Origin of the sequence: Nodosilinea nodulosa PCC 7104 (genome assembly GCF_000309385.1) — a bacterium.
Taxonomy (GTDB): Bacteria; Cyanobacteriota; Cyanobacteriia; order Phormidesmidales; family Phormidesmidaceae; genus Nodosilinea; species Nodosilinea nodulosa.
Window position 1 is genome coordinate 103,739 of sequence record NZ_JH976538.1, and the last position, 16,725, is coordinate 120,463.

Genomic DNA, 16,725 nt, shown 5'->3' on the forward strand with positions numbered 1-16,725 from the left:
GCGCTTCACCCAGCGGCTTGGCAACCCGTTAGAGGAAAATACACTGACCTATCTTGGTGTTTCATATCGGGTTAAGGAGTCTACAGGCGATCGCCCAGATCATTCGCCATCCCATACTCAACCCGGAGTTTTTTTGAGCGATCGCGGTGTTTCTTGCCGCCCATCATTATCCATTGCCCGTCACTAGTTACAACTGAAAAGAAAGACCATTATGACGATCACAGAGAAGAGCAGTTTCTCGACTAGAGGAACCGAAGCCATCAAAGGTATGGGTGCGAGGTATAGCGACACTCTCGATGCCATCAAATGCGGATGCCAGGAGTCTGTATGCCTAGTGCTTTAGAAGCTCGCCTTGCCGTTGTCTTAAGTGAAGAACCCGCAACTCGGGTGACGCGCCAACTCCAACTAAATCAGCATGGAGGATAGCTTATGCCCTGGGAATCGCTGGCGAAATCGATTGATAAAAAGCCACTGGTACTAGCTGGTCCGATGTTACGCAAAGCAACACCGACCTCGGTCACGGTGTGGCTAGCCATGCGGGTTGGGGCGACGGTGACCCTGACTGTGCAAGACGACAAAGGCGTTCAGGTGATGCAGGGTAAGCGGCGCAGCGCTGCGATCGGCAAAAATCTGCACATAGTTGCAGTGACAGCAACCCCGTTGCCACCACTTAAGGAAATCACAGAGGGTATTGTCTATCGCTACGATTTAGCCTTTAACTTCGACGACAATTTCAGCTGCAACTTGGCGACGGCTGCTCCAAACGTCGTGCTTGCTTATCCGCCGTGGACGCTGCCGAGTTTTGCGCTGCCGCCCAAAGACCTCAACCTACTGCGGCTTGTGCAAGGCTCGTGCCGGAAGCCGCACGCCGAGGGCACAGATATGCTGCCTTTCATTGATAAGTTGATTGAGCAATCGGCTGACAATGCCTATGCACGGCCCCATCAACTGCTGCTTACGGGTGACCAAATCTATGCCGATGATGTTTCTGAAGCTATGTCACTCTTGCTATCAGACGCAGGCGATGTTCTTTTGGGCTGGACTGAGCAATATCCAAGCTCGATGCCAGCAAACACGCAGCGGCCGGTGACAGACCTGCATCCAGACCTGCGTAAGAAACTTCTTAAAAAGGCCGGATTCACTTCAGAGGATCTACGCTGCCACCTTTTTGGCCTAGGGGAGTACCTGGCCATGTATCTCTTTGTTTGGTCAGACGTGCTGTGGCCTGCGGGAACGGCAACAGTACCTACTTTTGATGAGCTTGCTGCTAAGTTTAGTCTGTCAAAGTCTCGACGCAAGGCAATTGATACGGCAAATAAATCACTACAAAATTTTCGTGGCACATTACCTCAGGTTCGTCGTTTACTCGCCAATGTGCCCAGCTACATGATCTTCGACGATCATGAAGTGACTGACGACTGGAACATGACTCGAGAATTTTGTCAGAATGTCTATGGCAGTGATCTCGGCCTGCGTATCGTTCAAAATGGTTTAGTCGCCTACTCGCTCTGCCAGCATTGGGGTAACGTCCCCGAAGACTTTGAAACCAGTGATTCTGTTGTTTCAAGGCATCCCGGTGCTACCCTGCTGGCGCTGATCGATACACCCCAGCCCACCATTCCAAATGGCTTTGACCAGAAGGCTGCGGACTACGCTAATCGTTCGCCTGACATCCGTAAGCTACTTGGAGTTCACAGCGCAGCGGCGGTGAAAAAACGTGATGACAGCGCTGTCTTTCATGAGGCCGACGCACTGCAATACAACTTTTCGGTCGAGGGGCCGGGCCATCAGGTGATCTTCACTGACACCCGCACCTGGCGATCGTTTCCAGAGAAGGCTAACGGCACGCATCTGCTGACCCGGAACCAGCAAACTGATCAGTACAAGCAACAGATTCTGGATACTCCTGACACCGGCGATCGCCTACTGTTTGTCGTCCTCACCACCAATGCCCCCCCTGTGCAGCCAATTCGGGCGGCCACTAGGCATAACTGGCTTTCCAACCATTCAACACACTTTCCAGATATCTACGAAGCCTGGGATCTACCCTCGGTATCTTTTGATCGATTACTTGTTGCATTGACCAGCAAACTGCCGATCAATACCTCTAATCAACATGCGGGCGCTGTCGTTCTGCTCTCGGGTGATGTTCATTTCAGCTTTGCCTCGCGCATCATGTACCGAGCAACAAAGCGATATGAAGACGACGTTCAACCCCGAGGAGCTACAGCCGTTATTGCCCAGTTGGTAACCAGTTCGTTCAAGAAGCAGGACAAGGATACCACCCGATTCCAGCGTGAGGGCTATTACGCAGCACCGCATCCATGGGTCACGCAGAGAATGATTCGACATACTTTGACGGAGGGTTACGTCGGCTGGAATTTTCCCAAGGGAGCTCGTGAAAAGGTCTGCGAAGTCTCGCTAGGGGCGATGCGGATGCCGCTTTTTGTTGATAGGGAAACAGTAGATGTATCCCCGACAAAAGAACAGCTTTCTGGTAAATTTAGCTCTCGCACAGTCGATCTCCTACAAGCGGCTCACTATCGCTATCGGTTCGACTATTTGCGGCCGACTACAGGAATTAACTCAGTCCCTGCCCCTGCTATTTCGCCGTTGCCGGTTGGCTCATCTCCTGAGCAGCGCAAAACCGCAGCGCGGACGTTTAACAGCGCCCTCAAGCACTATCGGGTCTATAACACTAAAAACCCGCCCAAGGTTGTCGGCGTCAATAACTTCGGGGAGATCAGGCTCGACTGGGGGGGGCCTGAAAGCCGTAAGGTCAACTACATTGTGCACTGGCAGGGTGATAAGGATGGCCCCTTCAAGTCCACAACCTATGCCGTGCGGCTCGACATCAACAGCCCAACAGACCCGGAGTTTCCCGACATTAAGGCGAGGGTAGAGCCATGAGCGACACATTGCTCGACCTGGTGAGCCGGGAGATCGGTAAGTTTCTAGCCCCGATAGACAGCGTGGTGGATGACCCGGAGCTGCTCGATCAGCTGGTGGCTTCGGTGGGCCTGTCGATACCAGAGGCCGATCGCGATGCGCTCTTGGCCGCGCTGAACGCGATCGTAACGCTGAAAACCCAGATCGACACCATTTCAGCACGGCCCTCCCCTTCTCTTAGCGACATCGCCGCCCTGCTCGACATTTCTCGTCAGGCCTTTGTAGCCCTGAAAGCGCTGGATACTGTGACCGGATCTGCCGCTGAATTCGCTGGATTCGGTCAGGACTTGGCTGACCGACTGGTTACCAACTACCTGTTCACGTGGCATCCGCTTCTGCGCAGCGTCGCGGCCCTGCTGGCCGTCCATGAACTGGCTGAGGCGATCGAGCCGAGGGCCGCGATCGTGCGGGATGGGGAGCTGGTGCGCCGGGCGTTCAGCGTCGATCGGTTCCACTTTGATCGGCTGCTGAACCTGCTGCGGAATCCGGCAGCGGCCTTGCGTCGCGAGTACGGGAACGCCCTGGCCACCGCCGAGGATGCCAGCGCGATCGCCCAAAAGCTTTTTCCGCTGCTGCTGCACGTGCTGCGTCAGCTCCACATACCATGCCGCTACGGCTTCGACCCGGACGATCGCTCTTTGCTGGGCGATGCCGCGCCATTCCTGGAGCAGGCGCTGATTATCTATGCCGAAGATGAGCTGGCGGGTGCTCCTGCCGAAGCCGGGATTGTCCTCACCCTCTCAGCCGCCGATCGCGGCGATCTGGGGCTGGTGATTAGCCCCTTCGGCACCCTGACATCGACGAAACTATCTGGCGGCTGGACGATTGAGCTGCAACTCACCGCCGATGTCGAGGTTGTGGCCTATGGTCGCCACGGTCTAACCCTGCTGGCTGGCGATCAGACCAATGAGGTTCTGGGCCACCTCTCGGCAACGCTCATCGGGCTGGATGGCGAACCCGGATTCGTATTTGGGGCGGCGGACGGCACCCGGATTGAGCTGGGCGGCACCCGATTTGCCTTAGATACCGCGCTGTCGGAGGCGCAGCAGGCGCTCTCGCTGCTGGCCGAGGTATCTTCAGCGGCGATCGTAATTGCGCCCGGCGATGCCGATAGTTTCCTGGGCAGTTTTTTGCCAGCCGACGGTTTGCCGATTAACTTTGACCTGGGCCTGGCGTGGTCAAGCGATCGGGGCCTGACGTTACGCGGGGCGGGCGGCCTTGATGCTACGCTGCCGGTCGGTTTATCCATTGGCGACGGGCTGTTTGTGCCCACAAGCCACTTGGGCTTATCCACTAGCGATGCTAGCCTGCGGGCTGAGGTATCGATCAGCATGGGACTGTCGATTGGGCCAGTGCAGGCGCTGATCGATCGCGTCGGCATCGCCGCAGCAGTCACCTCGCCAGAACAGGGAGGTAATCTCGGCGGCCTGGATCTGGCGCTGGGCTTTAAGCCACCCTCGGGCGTGGGCCTGGCGATCGATGCGACGGTCGTGACGGGGGGCGGGTTTCTCTTTTTTGACCCGGAAAAAGAGCAGTACGCCGGGATAGTGCAGCTCAACCTGGAAGGGGGCATAGCGCTGACGGCGATGGGGCTAATCACCACCCGCCTGCCCAACGGCGCGAAAGGATTTTCGCTGGTGGTGATGATCACGGCGCAGGAGTTTGCCCCGATCGCCCTGGGGCTGGGCTTTACCCTGACCGCGATCGGCGGGCTGCTAGCGATCAATCGCACCTGCAACGAAGCCTTTTTGCGCGACGGCATCAAAAATCAAACCCTCGGCCACCTGCTCTTCCCCCAAGACCCAATTCGCAATGCGGCCCAGATTTTTGGCACCTTAAACGCCGCTTTTCCGCCTCGTAGCGGCAGCTATCTGTTTGGCCCGGCGGTGCAGATCTGCTGGGGCACGCCAACCCTGCTGAAGCTGGATTTGGCGCTGATTATAGAGCTGGGGCATCGCACGCGCCTGATTATCCTGGGGCGCGTCTCGGCCAATTTGCCGACTGAGCAAAACAGCCTGATTCGCCTGCAAATGAATGCCCTAGGCGTGCTCGATTTTGATCAGGGTATTGTAGCGCTCGATGCTGTGCTCTACGACTCGCGGCTGCTGAATCAGTTTCCGCTGACGGGCGGCATGGCCATGCGGCTCAACTGGGGCAGCTCGCCCAACTTTGCCCTGTCCATTGGCGGGTTTCATCCAGCGTTCAAGCCCCCCTCTGGGTTCCCGGCCCTCCAGCGCATCACCCTGAGTTTGAGCGATACCGAGGATTTTCGACTGCGCTGTAGCGCCTATCTGGCGATTACTGCCAATACTTTGCAGTTTGGCGCTCGGGCCGAGCTGTTTGTGCGCTCCCACGGCTTTAGCCTGCTAGGGCAAATCGGCTACGACGTGCTGATTCAGCTCGATCCGTTTGGGTTTGTGGCCAGCTTTTATGCCTCGGTGCAGCTCAAGCGGGGTTCGACCAATCTGTTTAAGGTCAAAGTAGCCGGAGAGCTGGCGGGGCCACGCCCTCTGCACGTGCGCGGCAAAGCCACCTTTGAGATCTTTTGGTGTGATATCTCGATTGGCTTTGATGTCACCCTGGTTAAGGGTCAGCCGCCCCCGCCGCTAGTGGCCGTTGACGTGATGGCGCAGCTACAGGCGGCCCTCAACGACGCGCGAAACTGGGGCGGCCAGCTGGCGGAGCGGGAGCGCCGCCTGGTGACGCTGCGCGAAACTCAACTCGCCGATCAGCCCCTGCTGCACCCGCTGGGTCAGCTTTCCATCGCGCAGCGGGTGGTGCCGCTGGAATTAGAGATTGCCAAATTTGGCCATACCAACCCTGCCGGGATCCGGTTTTTCCACATTACTAGCGTGAGCATTCACGACCAACCCGTGGGGTTTACCCCGGTGATGGATTCGTTTGCGCCCTCCCAGTTTTTGGCCCTGACCGATGCCGAAAAGCTGGCCGCCCCGGCGTTTGAGTCGATGATGGCAGGGGTCAAGATAGGCGCGGACGGGGTCGTTTTACCGGCCGAGGCCGACCTGATTGAAGCGGATGCGATCGCCTTCGAGACCGTCCTGCTGGGCGACAGCGGTGATCCATCCCTGGGGCGATCGCAACCCGCCCAGCCCTTCGTCCTCCCCGCCGCCCTGCTCAGCCAGCAGCTGTCCTTTGGCGCAGTGGCTCTCAGCGACGTGCGCCACACCGGCACCGCCAAGTATCGCCCGGACAGCCCCACCCCCAGCAGCAAATATGCGCTGGCCCAGCCGGGGTGGACCGTAGCGGCGATCGCCGACGAATCGCCCCAGACCCCGCCTGAGCCTGAGATTGGCCAGGTGATGACCTATGCGCAGTCGTTTCAGGCCCTGACCAGGCTAAATCAGCAGGGGCCAGCCCAAGCCAGGGCGCTGATGCTGACGCGCACACAGCGCCAGTAAGTAACCGCCAGAAATAACCGCCGAGCTAACCGCCAACGTGAGGTACCGTGCCGTGGCTGAAACCGCAAACCAAATCTTCCTGCCCTGGGTGCAGCCCCCGATCGCGGCGTACCTGCCGGAGCCAGCGATCGACAGGCTCAATGCCGCTCAGCCAGCCTTTGTTTCGCTGCCGGTCAAGCTGGTGGTGAACGCTGAGACCCTGGCCAAAACCGTCCGCCTGGTTGGCCCCGGCCAGGTGACGGGCTTTGATCCCCAGCAGGTGGTGCGGGTTGAACCCCGGCCTTACACCACCGACTTTGAGCCCAACTACTTTCCCTGCCTTGAATTCGATCGCCCCGATTTCCCCTGGCTGTTTACCCCGGCCAAGGGCGACGGGCAGGGGCGGCTGCGGCCCTGGCTATGCCTCGTGGTGGTGCGCAAACAGCCGGGCGTAGACCTGCGGCCCATGGGCGAGCGGCCTCAGCCGGTGCTGGTGATCAAGGCTCCGGCCCAGCCCAGGGTAGAGCTGCCGGATCTCTCAGAGTCGCACCTGTGGGCCCACGCCCAGCTGACGGGTGTGGAGAAAAGCCAGATGCAGCGGGCGATCGCCACCCAGCCCAAGGCATCGATTTCGCGGCTGCTCTGCCCCCGCCGCCTGGATGCCGCCACCGACTACATAGCCTGCGTGGTGCCGACCTTTGAGGTGGGCCGCAGGGCGGGGCTAAATTTGCCGATTCTCCCCGCCGATGAGCAGCAGCTTCAGCCCGCCTGGGCCTCTGGCCCCCAGGCCCCCGCTGAAATCACCCTGCCCGTCTACTATTGCTGGGAGTTTCGCACCGGAGACCGCGACGGCGACTTTGAGGCCCTGGTGCGGCGGCTGGAGCCGCGCCAGCTGCCCCCCACTGTGGGCAAACGCCCTATGGATATCAGCCGCCCTGGATTTGCGATCGCGCCTGCGCCCCCGCCAGGCACCACCCTGGGTTTAGAGGGGGCGCTGCGGGTGGTTGATCAAACCGCCGATGAATGGCCCGAGGCCGTGCGGCTGCCGTTTCAAACCGCCCTCGCCAGCCTGCTCAATCGCCCCTGGGAACTCGCCAGCCAAACCAGCGCTGCTCAAGATCCCTTAGTGGCACCGCCGATTTACGGCAGCTGGCCAGCCGCGAGGCATACCGTTAGCCTCAGCTCGGCCCCCGCGCCGACCCCGTGGCTGGATGAGCTAAATCTGGACCCGCGCTACCGCAGCGCGGCGGCCCTGGGCACCCGCATTGTGCAGACCCAGCAGGAAGCGTTGATGAGCGCCGCCTGGGAGCAGCTTGGCGACATTCAGCAGGTTAACCAGCGCCTGCGTCAGGCCCAGCTCAGCCGCGCGGTCAACACGGTTTATTACCAAAGCTTTAGCCGATTTTCGGCAGAAACCTTGCTCAAGATCGTCGCCCCGGCCCAGGCGCAGTTGCTGGTGGAGTCGCGAGGAGCCAATCAGTTGCCCAATGGCTCTGGGGCGACCATGCGGCTAGCCCAGCAGCTGACCGCATCGGTCGGCTCAACCAGCGTCGTTTCAGCGCCCCTGCGTCGCCTGGCTAGACCGCGCGGCCCAATCAATCGGCCCTTGACCCAGGCGGGCGGCAGGCAGATCGGGTTTACCCCGGCGGCGATCGCGGCGGTCAACCAGCCCCTGACCCAGGGAATTGTGCGCCAGCCTAACGGGGCCGGGGAGATTACCTGGATGGATGACAACACCCCTGCCGGGGCCACCCTGGCCGCCGATGGCGGTGACACCTGGCAGTGGGTCGCGACTACGCCCACGCCATTTAGCGGGGCGCGCATTCACCATTCCAAACCTGTTGTGGGGCTGCGCCAGCACTATTTTGACAACGCCACCGACACCCTTGAGATTAGCCCTGGCGACCGACTCTTCGCCTACATTTGGATCGACTTGACCAGTACGCCGAGCCAGATCATGCTGCAGTGGCACAGCGACATGGGCTGGAATCACCGCGCCTACTGGCGGGCGATCGGCCCCGACGCGACTGGCTGGGGGGTAGAAGGCACCGACAACCGGCGGCGGATGGCGGGATTTCCGGTGGTGGGTGGCTGGGCGCGCCTGGAGGTGCCTGCCCAAGCGGTGGGGCTAGTGGGCAAAACCGTGGATGGTATGGCGTTTACCCTGGTCGATGGGGCGGCCTCCTGGGGGCGAGCGGGCAAGATTGTGTCGCTCAGTCGCGGCGCGGTGACCATAGATACCGTGTCCGATCGCTTACCTAACCACGGCGGGTATCAGTGGGTCGAGGGCGCAAATCCCCACTGGGAACGCGTCCGCGCCAGTGACGTGCAAATGCATGACCTGTTTCGGCTGGCTGCCCTGACCGACCTGGGCGGGCGATCGCCCACCTCAGCTACCTCTGCGGAGTTCTACGCGGCAGCCAGGGCGCACCAAACCTACCTGCAACATGCATTCACGGTGCCGCAGGCTAGGTCGCATCACGTCGCTGCGATCGCCCCTACCGATGTGCAGCGGTCTGCCCTAGATAGCCTCAACCCTGAGCTGACCATCCCAAGGGCGGTGTTCACCCACTTCACCGCCGCCACCACCACGGCCATGACCGCAGCCAGCGGCCAGCCAGTCGGCGATCCCCTCGATCCGATTATGGATGCGCCGAGCTTTCCCCAGGCGATGGCTAAGGCCCTGGGCGATCTTTCCCAGGCCTATCTGTTTGCTGGCCTGGAGCAGGTGCCGCCGAATACGGTGCAGCTGCTGCAAACCAATCCCAAATTCATTGAGGCATTTATGGTCGGTCTCAACCTAGAGATGGGCCGTGAGCTGCTCTGGCGCGGCTACCCCAGCGATCAGCGCGGCACCTATTTTCGGCGCTTCTGGGATACGCCTCTGCCCAATGCCCCTGCCGACATTTCGCCGATTCACCAGTGGGGCGATCGCGCCCTGGGGGAAAATTCCCTCGCCGCCAGCCGCAGCAAGCTGGTACTGCTGATTCGCAGCGAACTCCTGCGGCGATACCCAAATACGGTGATCTATGCCGTCAAAGCTGTCGCCAACGGGGCCGATAAAGGCCTCTCCACCGATCCGGCCCAGACCGCTCAGCCGTTGTTTCGCGGCACCCTCGAACCCGACGTGACCTTTATCGGGTTTGACCTGACCCCGGCGGAAATGCTGGCCAATCTGGGCTGGTACATCGTCCTCCAGCAGCAGCCGAGCGAGCCTCGCTTTGGCCTAGATATGGCCTCTTTTACCACCGATGGCGCAGCGGACATACCCGCCCTAGCCACCTGGGACGATCTCAGCTGGGCTCACCTCGCGCCCGATGCGGCGGCGCTGGAGCAGCTTTCCCATGTCGCGGTCGGCGCGGTTCAGCTCCAGCCCGCCGTCGCCAAAGGCCTCTGGGGACGCAACGCTGCCCACATGGCCTACATCACCAAGCAGCGACCCGTACGCGTGGCGGTTCACGCGTCGGAACTAATTCGACCGATGGGATAGCTGGCCTTTTCCGGCTGCGCTCCCCTGTTCCCTTTTGCCCCTTCCTGACGCCCCCGCCCTGAGATCAAACCATGCCGTTCTCGACCCCCAACTTCACGCTTCCCACGGTGCCGCTCACCCCGGATCTGCTCAGCCCTCTGGCCTCCGGCCCGCCCCAGCCCATCGCGATGTTTCCGGTGCGGCTAGAAACCCGGTTTTCGCCGCTGCCAGGGGGAGGCGCTGACCTGCGCGTGCGTGTCTACCCCGACAAAGTGCATCTGGACAGCCATGAGCCCGCCCTCACCGCCGCCGAGCTGACCTGGGGCCAGCATTTCTGGGCCCAAACCTGGCGGGCCGGAAATGATCAAAACGCTCAGCAGCTGGCCTGGCAGCAGTTGAGCGATCGCTTTGACCCCCGCCGCGCCGCCTGGGTCGCCCAGGCCCTGACGCCGCTCAATCCTCAGGATCGCCCCGCCGTGCCTGTGGCCAACGAGCAGCCGCTGCCCCAACCGATCCGTTTTCCGGCCCCGCCCACCAAAGTAAACGACTGGACGCGGGCACCCCTGGCGCGCGCCTTGCCCGATCGCTGGCACCTGTGCGGCTACGCCCGTGGCCAGCTGATCGTCCAGGCCACAGGCAACCCCATTGCCGCCACCCTGGCCGTGGGGCCAGACCCCAGCGCCTTTGAGGAGACAGCGCCATCGCTGCCATCAGCAGCCCTGGGAATTGATGCCGGGATGAAATGGATGGTCGATTTTGAGGAGGCTGAAAAGGTAGGCATGGGCCTGCGGGTGAGGCTCGACCCCAAGCAGGCTCAGGGATTCGACATTCTGCTGGTCTTTGGTACCCAGACGGGGCCAGATCCGGGGATGGCGGACGGAACCGCGCCGCTGGTCGATCTGCTCAACGCCCACCGCTACAGCGACGGCCTCAGCTTTGTGCCGTTGGGCACGCCGTCTAACAACACGCCGGAGGCTCCCGCTGGCTATAGTTCCGCTGGTCAGGCCGAGGGGGGGCTGGCCGATCGCGATCCCGCGACCGAGCCACCGGGCGATCGCGCCAATGCCGAGGTATTGGCCACCGCGCTGGGGCTTGGCCAAAGCGAAGCTACCCCCTTCACCCACCTCGCCTATGCCAACTTGGGGGAACAGAGCGATGCCCGCCACATGAACCGCGCCCTGTGGCCCGCCACGGGCGGCTACTTTCTCACCCAGATGCTCGGCCCCAGCGCCCTAAACCGCACTGGGCTGACCGCCGATGACATCGCCTGGGTGCAGCAGCATTTTGTCGAATACGTCCGCGCGGGTGGCCCCCTGCCCGCCCTGCGCGTGGGTAAACAACCCTACGGTATTTTGCCCGTCACCTCGCTGAACGGCTGGAAACCGAGGGCGAGTCAGCCCGGCGATCGCGCGATCGGCCCAGAGGTGGCCCTGAAAGATCTGCTGATCAAACTGCGCGGCCTCTGGCACAAAATCCTAGATCAGGTGCCCCGCGTCGGTCGCAGTCAAAACCCCGATCAAGATTTTGCCGACATTTTTACCATGGAGGCGATCTCCTCTAGCTACCACCTCCGTCACCTGGTCGGGCGCACCTATCTAGAACGGCTGTGGGCCTCTCTCCAGCCGGGCAATGTTCAGGCCTGGTGGGACAAACAGCAGGGCATGACCCGCCCCATCCTCCAGGATCTGGGGCTGAATGGGCACAGTCCTCGCCTGGCCGAAACGACGTTTTCGGGCTGGCACCGACCGCTCGACGCCCCCATGGTTCAGCCAGAGGCGGTGTCAGAGGCAGCAGCGCTCAGCCCCAACTACATCGACCTGCTGCTGAATGCGGCGGATCTCGACACCCTGCGCGGCGAGACATTCCCTGAGCCAAAGCCCAAAAGTCTGCTCTACGCCCTGCTGCGCCACAGCCTGTTACAGCTGTGCTGGACAACCGCCGTTGCCCTCCTTGTCCCCGACGGCCAGTCGCCCAACCACTGGGGGCTGCGCTGGGAGCAAGAGCTGATCGGCCCCCCTAGCTTCACCGGCCTGCCGATCGCCACGGCGACCCCGTGGGACTTGTTGAATCAGCCCCTGACCGGCGTTACCACCGATTCCCTGGGGCGGTACCTGCTCACCCTGTCAGCCCCGCCGACCGATCCCAGTCTGGCCGCGAAGGTGGCCCCCCTGCTGGAGCTGCGCCAGAGCTTGACCCACCTGAAGGGCCTGAGTACGGCAACCCTGGAGCGGCAGCTGGCGGGCAGCCTCGATCTCTGCTCCCATCGCCTCGATGCCTGGATCACCTCCTTCGCCACCCGACGGCTAAGCGAGCTGCGTCAGGCCAGCCCCACCGGACTTCTCCTCGGCGGCTACGGCTGGGTCACCAACCTCAAACCCAAGTCCTCAGCGGTGCTAGAGACACCGCCACCGGGAGAGTCGGCCCCTTTGCATGAGGCGATCGCCAATCCGGGCTTTACCCACACCCCGTCTCTGGATCAGGCGGCGACGGTGGCGGTACTGCGCAGCGGCCACCTGACCCACGCCAGCGCCGCAGATGCCGATTTGCTGGCGATCGATCTGTCGTCGGAGCGGGTGCGGCTGGCCAACTGGCTGCTCGACGGGGTGCGTCAGGGGCAGCCGCTGGGAGCGCTGCTGGGCTATCGATTTGAGCGCCGATTGCAGGGGGCTGGGCTGGGGGAGTTCATTCCCTACTTTCGCGAGATCGCGCCCCTGGTGGCCAAAAAGCTTGAGCAGAGCGCCCAGCCCGTAGCGGCGATCGCCGCCAACACCGTTGTCGATGGCCTAGCCCTACAGCGTCGGTGGCAAAAGAATCGCTATCTACCCGCCCTATTCACCTCGCTGGCCAAGCCGCCAGATTCGGCTCAGTTTCAGCGGGGGCAAACGGCGCTGCCCCTGGAGCTAGATCGCTTGGCCGACGCCGTAGATGCCGTCAGTGATGCCCTGCTGGCCGAGAGCGTGCACCAGGCGGTGCAGGGCAACCCGCTGCGCACCGCCAGCACCCTGGAGGCGATCGCCCGGGGTGAAACGCCGCCGCCAGAGCTAGATGTGCTGCAAACGCCCCGCACGGGCACCGCCCTGACCTATCGCCTGGTCACGCTGTTCAGCGGCCCGCCGACCGGAGCCCCCGGCTGGATGAACCCCGCCGTATCGCCCCGCGCCGGGGCCGACTTGCAGCTCAACACCTGGGCGGCCAAACTGCTCGGCAATGCGGGCCGGGTGCGCTGCCGAGTGGAGCGCTTTGACCCAGCCACGGGGGAGGCGTTAGAAACCCAGGAGGTGCGGTTGGGCAGCCTGCCGATCACCGCCATTGACTGCCTTTATGCCGACGAGGGCAGCCACGACGCGCAGCCCTCGGAGCTGGAGCAGCGCATCCTCTACGAAATTCGGCGCAGGCCCGAGGGGTTTTCAGCCGATGCGGCCCTGCGCATCAATCCCCAGCGTCCGGCGGACTGGGGGCCAGCGGATCTCAGCTACGGCGAATTTAACGAGCTGCGACGCCGGGCGCGGCAGCTGATCACGGGGGCGCGGGGGGTTGATGCCAGCGATCTGGCGGTGCCGGGGCAGAATCCCGCCATCGCCGTGGATATGACCGAGCTGGAAAGCCGCGCCCAAAAGGGCGAACAGGCTCTGTTTCGGCTCCAGTCTGATCTCAAAGGCCTGCTGAAAACCCCCGCGATCGCCAGCCTCGAAGCCCTGCGCGCCGCCATTCTGCGGGCCGGATATTTCAGCATTGCAGGCGCTATACCGCTCTCAGCAGTAGGCGAAACCCCCACCGATCGCGACCTGCTGCTGGGCCAGGCCCAGGCCATCGTCAACGCCCTGGCCCAGCGCCTGACCCAGCTAGCGGCCCTGCAAACCAGTTCTCCAGCGGCGATCGCCTCCCCCACCGAGCAGCGGGATCACCAGATCAGTCGCCTGCGCATCACCTTTGGCCCCGCCTTTGTCGCCCTGCCCCGCTTTACCCCAGACAATGCGGCAGAATTAGCCCAGGCTCTGGCCGATAGCCCCGCCATTCAGGCTAACGACCCCCTAGCCGTCGTCACCTGGTTTCAGCGGGCCGCGCGGGTGCGCGATGGCCTGGCTCGACTCAACATCGCCCTGCTCTACGCCGAAGCGGTGGGCACCGGCGAAACGCTCAACCTGGCGATCGCCCAGCTGCCCTACCAGCCCCGCGATCGCTGGGTGGGCCTGCCTAAGCTGCCAGCGCAACCGCTCTCCACCAGCCGATTTTCGCTGATTGTGCAGGGGGCCAGCCCGCTCGACCTAACCCAGCCCCTCACCGGCTTGCTGATTGATGAATGGGTGGAAGTGGTGCCCAACGAAACCGAAACCACCGGCCTGGTCTTTCAGTACGACCAGCCTGACGCGACGCCGCCCCAGTCCATTCTGCTGGCGGTGCCGCCCGATCTGACTCAGCCCTGGACGGTGGGCTCACTCCAGCAGGTTTTGCTTGAAACGCTCGACCTGGCGCGACTGCGCGCCGTTGACCCAGAGGCCCTGGGGGATCTGGGCCACTATCTCCCTGCCCTGTACTTTGCCGCCAACGACAAAGGCGGCGTGGTTTCCGCACCAGAGTCAACCATAGCTACAGATTTCTCATCACTTAAATAGCTCAAATCAGTTATCAATGGTCTCGTTTTACAGCGACTAGGAAGGAGTACCATGGCAGAACTATTCGTCAATATCAACACCCCCCAGGCAAATGATGCAGTTGCCGAGACTATTGTCGCTACAGGCACTATCGCCTTGCGGGGGGGCACGTTTCAGCGCATTACCCGAATTAGCGTTCAATTCGGTGCAGGCCAAGCCGCCCAAGCGGCAACCGTCAACGGTGTCAGATGGCAGTGCACAGGTGCGGTTCCCAGCAATGCGATCGGGGGAACGCCGATGCAAATATCTGTTTCTGCATCGGTGCAATATCTTCCGCCAGGGGCTCCCCCCGGTGAGCATGATGTGATCGAGGGCACCAATGCCGTTAGCGTCATGCTCACTGGTCCCCAAACACCGCCACCGCCACAGAGCATAGCCGCGTCGTCAATTACCACCTGGATGCGGCTAGAACCCCAGATCCGCAGCGCCGATATGACCCTTGGCCTGCAAGCCAGGGTTTACGACCCGCTTTGGCTGATGACGCGGCAGTGGCAAATCGGTGAATTTCAGGGCGAAGACAATGGTTCGCCCGCCGCCGCCCACTGGCAGGGAGAAGCGGCCCGCTGCACGCGCTACTATCCCGGTGCCTTAGCGGCCCAGGCGATCGCCCCAGGGCAACCTTACGACAGCAGCACCATCGCGATCGAGACTCAGGTTGAGCGGGAACGCGTTCGACCCCAGGAAACCCAGGAAGCAACAGCCGCTAAGCTGCACTTGGCCACCGAAGCAGGGCAGCAGTTTTTGCGCCTGCTCGATCGCCAAACCCTCTCCAAGCGCTATCGCGACGCCTTCACCCGCAGCTACGCCTTTACCCCACTGACGGCGACGGAGCGCCAGCACCTCGATCGCGACAGCCTGAGCTTTCTCGATCTGGTCATGGCCCGCGTCCCCGATGGGCGCAAGCTCTATGTCGCCCTGGCTGAGGCCCAAAGATCCTCACAGCTACCGCCGAACCTGCAAATCGCCCCAGCGGATGTGGCAGGGGTGCTGGCCACATCCGCCCAATGGCTCCGGTGGTACGAAACCTTGTTTAGTGAACCCCAGTCCGCCAATCCGGCCTGGTTGCCAGAACGCATGGAGTACGGCTTTTCGCTGGCAGCGCGCCTGGCCAGTGGCGAGCAGGTGCTCACCGCCGAGGAATACTTCAGCGGGCGCACCGATTGGTACGACTTCGCCCTCAATCCAGGGGCCTCCCTGGGCGCAGGCGATGACCCCGGCGGTCAGCCGATGGCCTGCACCACCATTCCGGCCCCGATCTCCTATCGGGGGATGCCCTCCCCTCGCTTCTGGGAATTTGAAGATGCCCAGGTGGATTTTGGGGCCGTCAGCGCCGCGCCAGAGGATCTGGCCCGCCTGCTGCTGATAGAATTCGCCCTCACCTACGGCAACGACTGGTTTGTGATTCCGATCGAACTGCCGGTCGGGTCGCTGTGCCGCACCGATTCGCTGGTGATTACCAACACCTTTGGCGATCGCACCCTCATTCGTGCCGCCAGCGATCTAGGGGGGCCACCAGCGGCGTGGCGGATGTTCCAGCTCTCGGCGCGGCCAAAGCCGGGTCAGACAGAGGCGATCGCCGATGCCAACCCCTTCTTCCTGGCCCCGGCCCTGGTCAACAGCGTCGCGGGCAAACCCATCGAGGACGTGCTGTTTCTGCGCGACGAAATGGCCAACATGGCCTGGGGCGTAGAGCAAATCGTTGAGAGCGCAACGGAGCGGCCCCTGAATCGGTTAGAGCAGTCCTCCATCGAGCTAGCCGCCGCCAACCCCTCCGAGGGAATCTTGCAGTATCGTTTGGCCAGCCCGGTGCCCAACTACTGGATACCGCTGCTCCCAGTGCAGGCTAACGACGGGCTGCGCCTCAAACGCGGTGCCGTTCTCAAGGCCGACGGCGCTGCAGAACTCGTTCAAGCCCGGGGAACCATTCTGAACCCCGATCTCCCAGACTCCCCTGGGCTAACCCTGTACGAAGAGGAAGTGCCCAGGGAGAGCATCCGCGTTACCCGAGGCTATCACCTCGCCCGCTGGATGGATGGGTCAACCCACCTTTGGGTCGGTCGCCGCAAAACCGTCGGGCGCGGCGAAGGATCGAGTGGATTGCGCTTTGACTCGATAGAAGAGGTGTGAGCTGTACCTCGCCATTTTAGGGCGGGGTACAGCTCACGGGTCGAAATGTCGCTTTCGGTGGTGGCTGGCCGCTAGCTAGACTTTTGTTGTGTAAATCGTAGTGTAATCAGACTCCCCAGCCTCAAATTAG

The 16,725-nt window shown here is 62.1% G+C and carries 5 protein-coding genes; all 5 read left to right on the plus strand.

Annotated features, from left to right (window positions below; genetic code table 11):
- Positions 1–429: 429 nt before the first annotated feature.
- The 5 genes from LEPTO7104_RS0128775 (at position 430) to LEPTO7104_RS0128795 (ending at position 16,595) form a co-directional block, all read left to right on the plus strand.
- Positions 430–2,910 (plus strand): metallophosphoesterase family protein, encoded by a 2,481-nt coding sequence (locus LEPTO7104_RS0128775; RefSeq protein WP_017302041.1) that lies wholly within the window; start codon positions 430–432, stop codon positions 2,908–2,910.
- Positions 2,907–6,368, plus strand: a complete 3,462-nt coding sequence (locus LEPTO7104_RS0128780) for a DUF6603 domain-containing protein (RefSeq protein ID WP_017302042.1) — start codon at positions 2,907–2,909, stop codon at positions 6,366–6,368. Before LEPTO7104_RS0128775 ends, LEPTO7104_RS0128780 begins: the two co-directional genes overlap by 4 nt.
- Before the next feature lie 52 nt (positions 6,369–6,420).
- Positions 6,421–9,837, plus strand: a complete 3,417-nt coding sequence (locus LEPTO7104_RS0128785) for a hypothetical protein (RefSeq protein WP_017302043.1) — start codon at positions 6,421–6,423, stop codon at positions 9,835–9,837.
- A 71-nt stretch (positions 9,838–9,908) separates the two neighbouring features.
- Positions 9,909–14,429: a hypothetical protein gene (locus LEPTO7104_RS0128790; protein ID WP_017302044.1), complete on the plus strand. Its 4,521-nt coding sequence runs from the start codon at positions 9,909–9,911 to the stop codon at positions 14,427–14,429.
- A gap of 51 nt (positions 14,430–14,480) precedes the next feature.
- Positions 14,481–16,595, plus strand: a complete 2,115-nt coding sequence (locus LEPTO7104_RS0128795) for a hypothetical protein (RefSeq protein WP_155523962.1) — start codon at positions 14,481–14,483, stop codon at positions 16,593–16,595.
- Positions 16,596–16,725 lie beyond the last annotated feature (130 nt).

What these genes read in the sequence shown, in the direction of transcription:
- LEPTO7104_RS0128775 (WP_017302041.1), top strand. Translation starts at nt 430, where the DNA reads ATGCCCTGGGAATCGCTGGCGAAATCGATTGATAAAAAGCCACTGGTA.
- LEPTO7104_RS0128780 (WP_017302042.1), top strand. Translation starts at nt 2,907, where the DNA reads ATGAGCGACACATTGCTCGACCTGGTGAGCCGGGAGATCGGTAAGTTT.
- LEPTO7104_RS0128790 (WP_017302044.1), top strand. Translation starts at nt 9,909, where the DNA reads ATGCCGTTCTCGACCCCCAACTTCACGCTTCCCACGGTGCCGCTCACC.
- LEPTO7104_RS0128795 (WP_155523962.1), top strand. Translation starts at nt 14,481, where the DNA reads ATGGCAGAACTATTCGTCAATATCAACACCCCCCAGGCAAATGATGCA.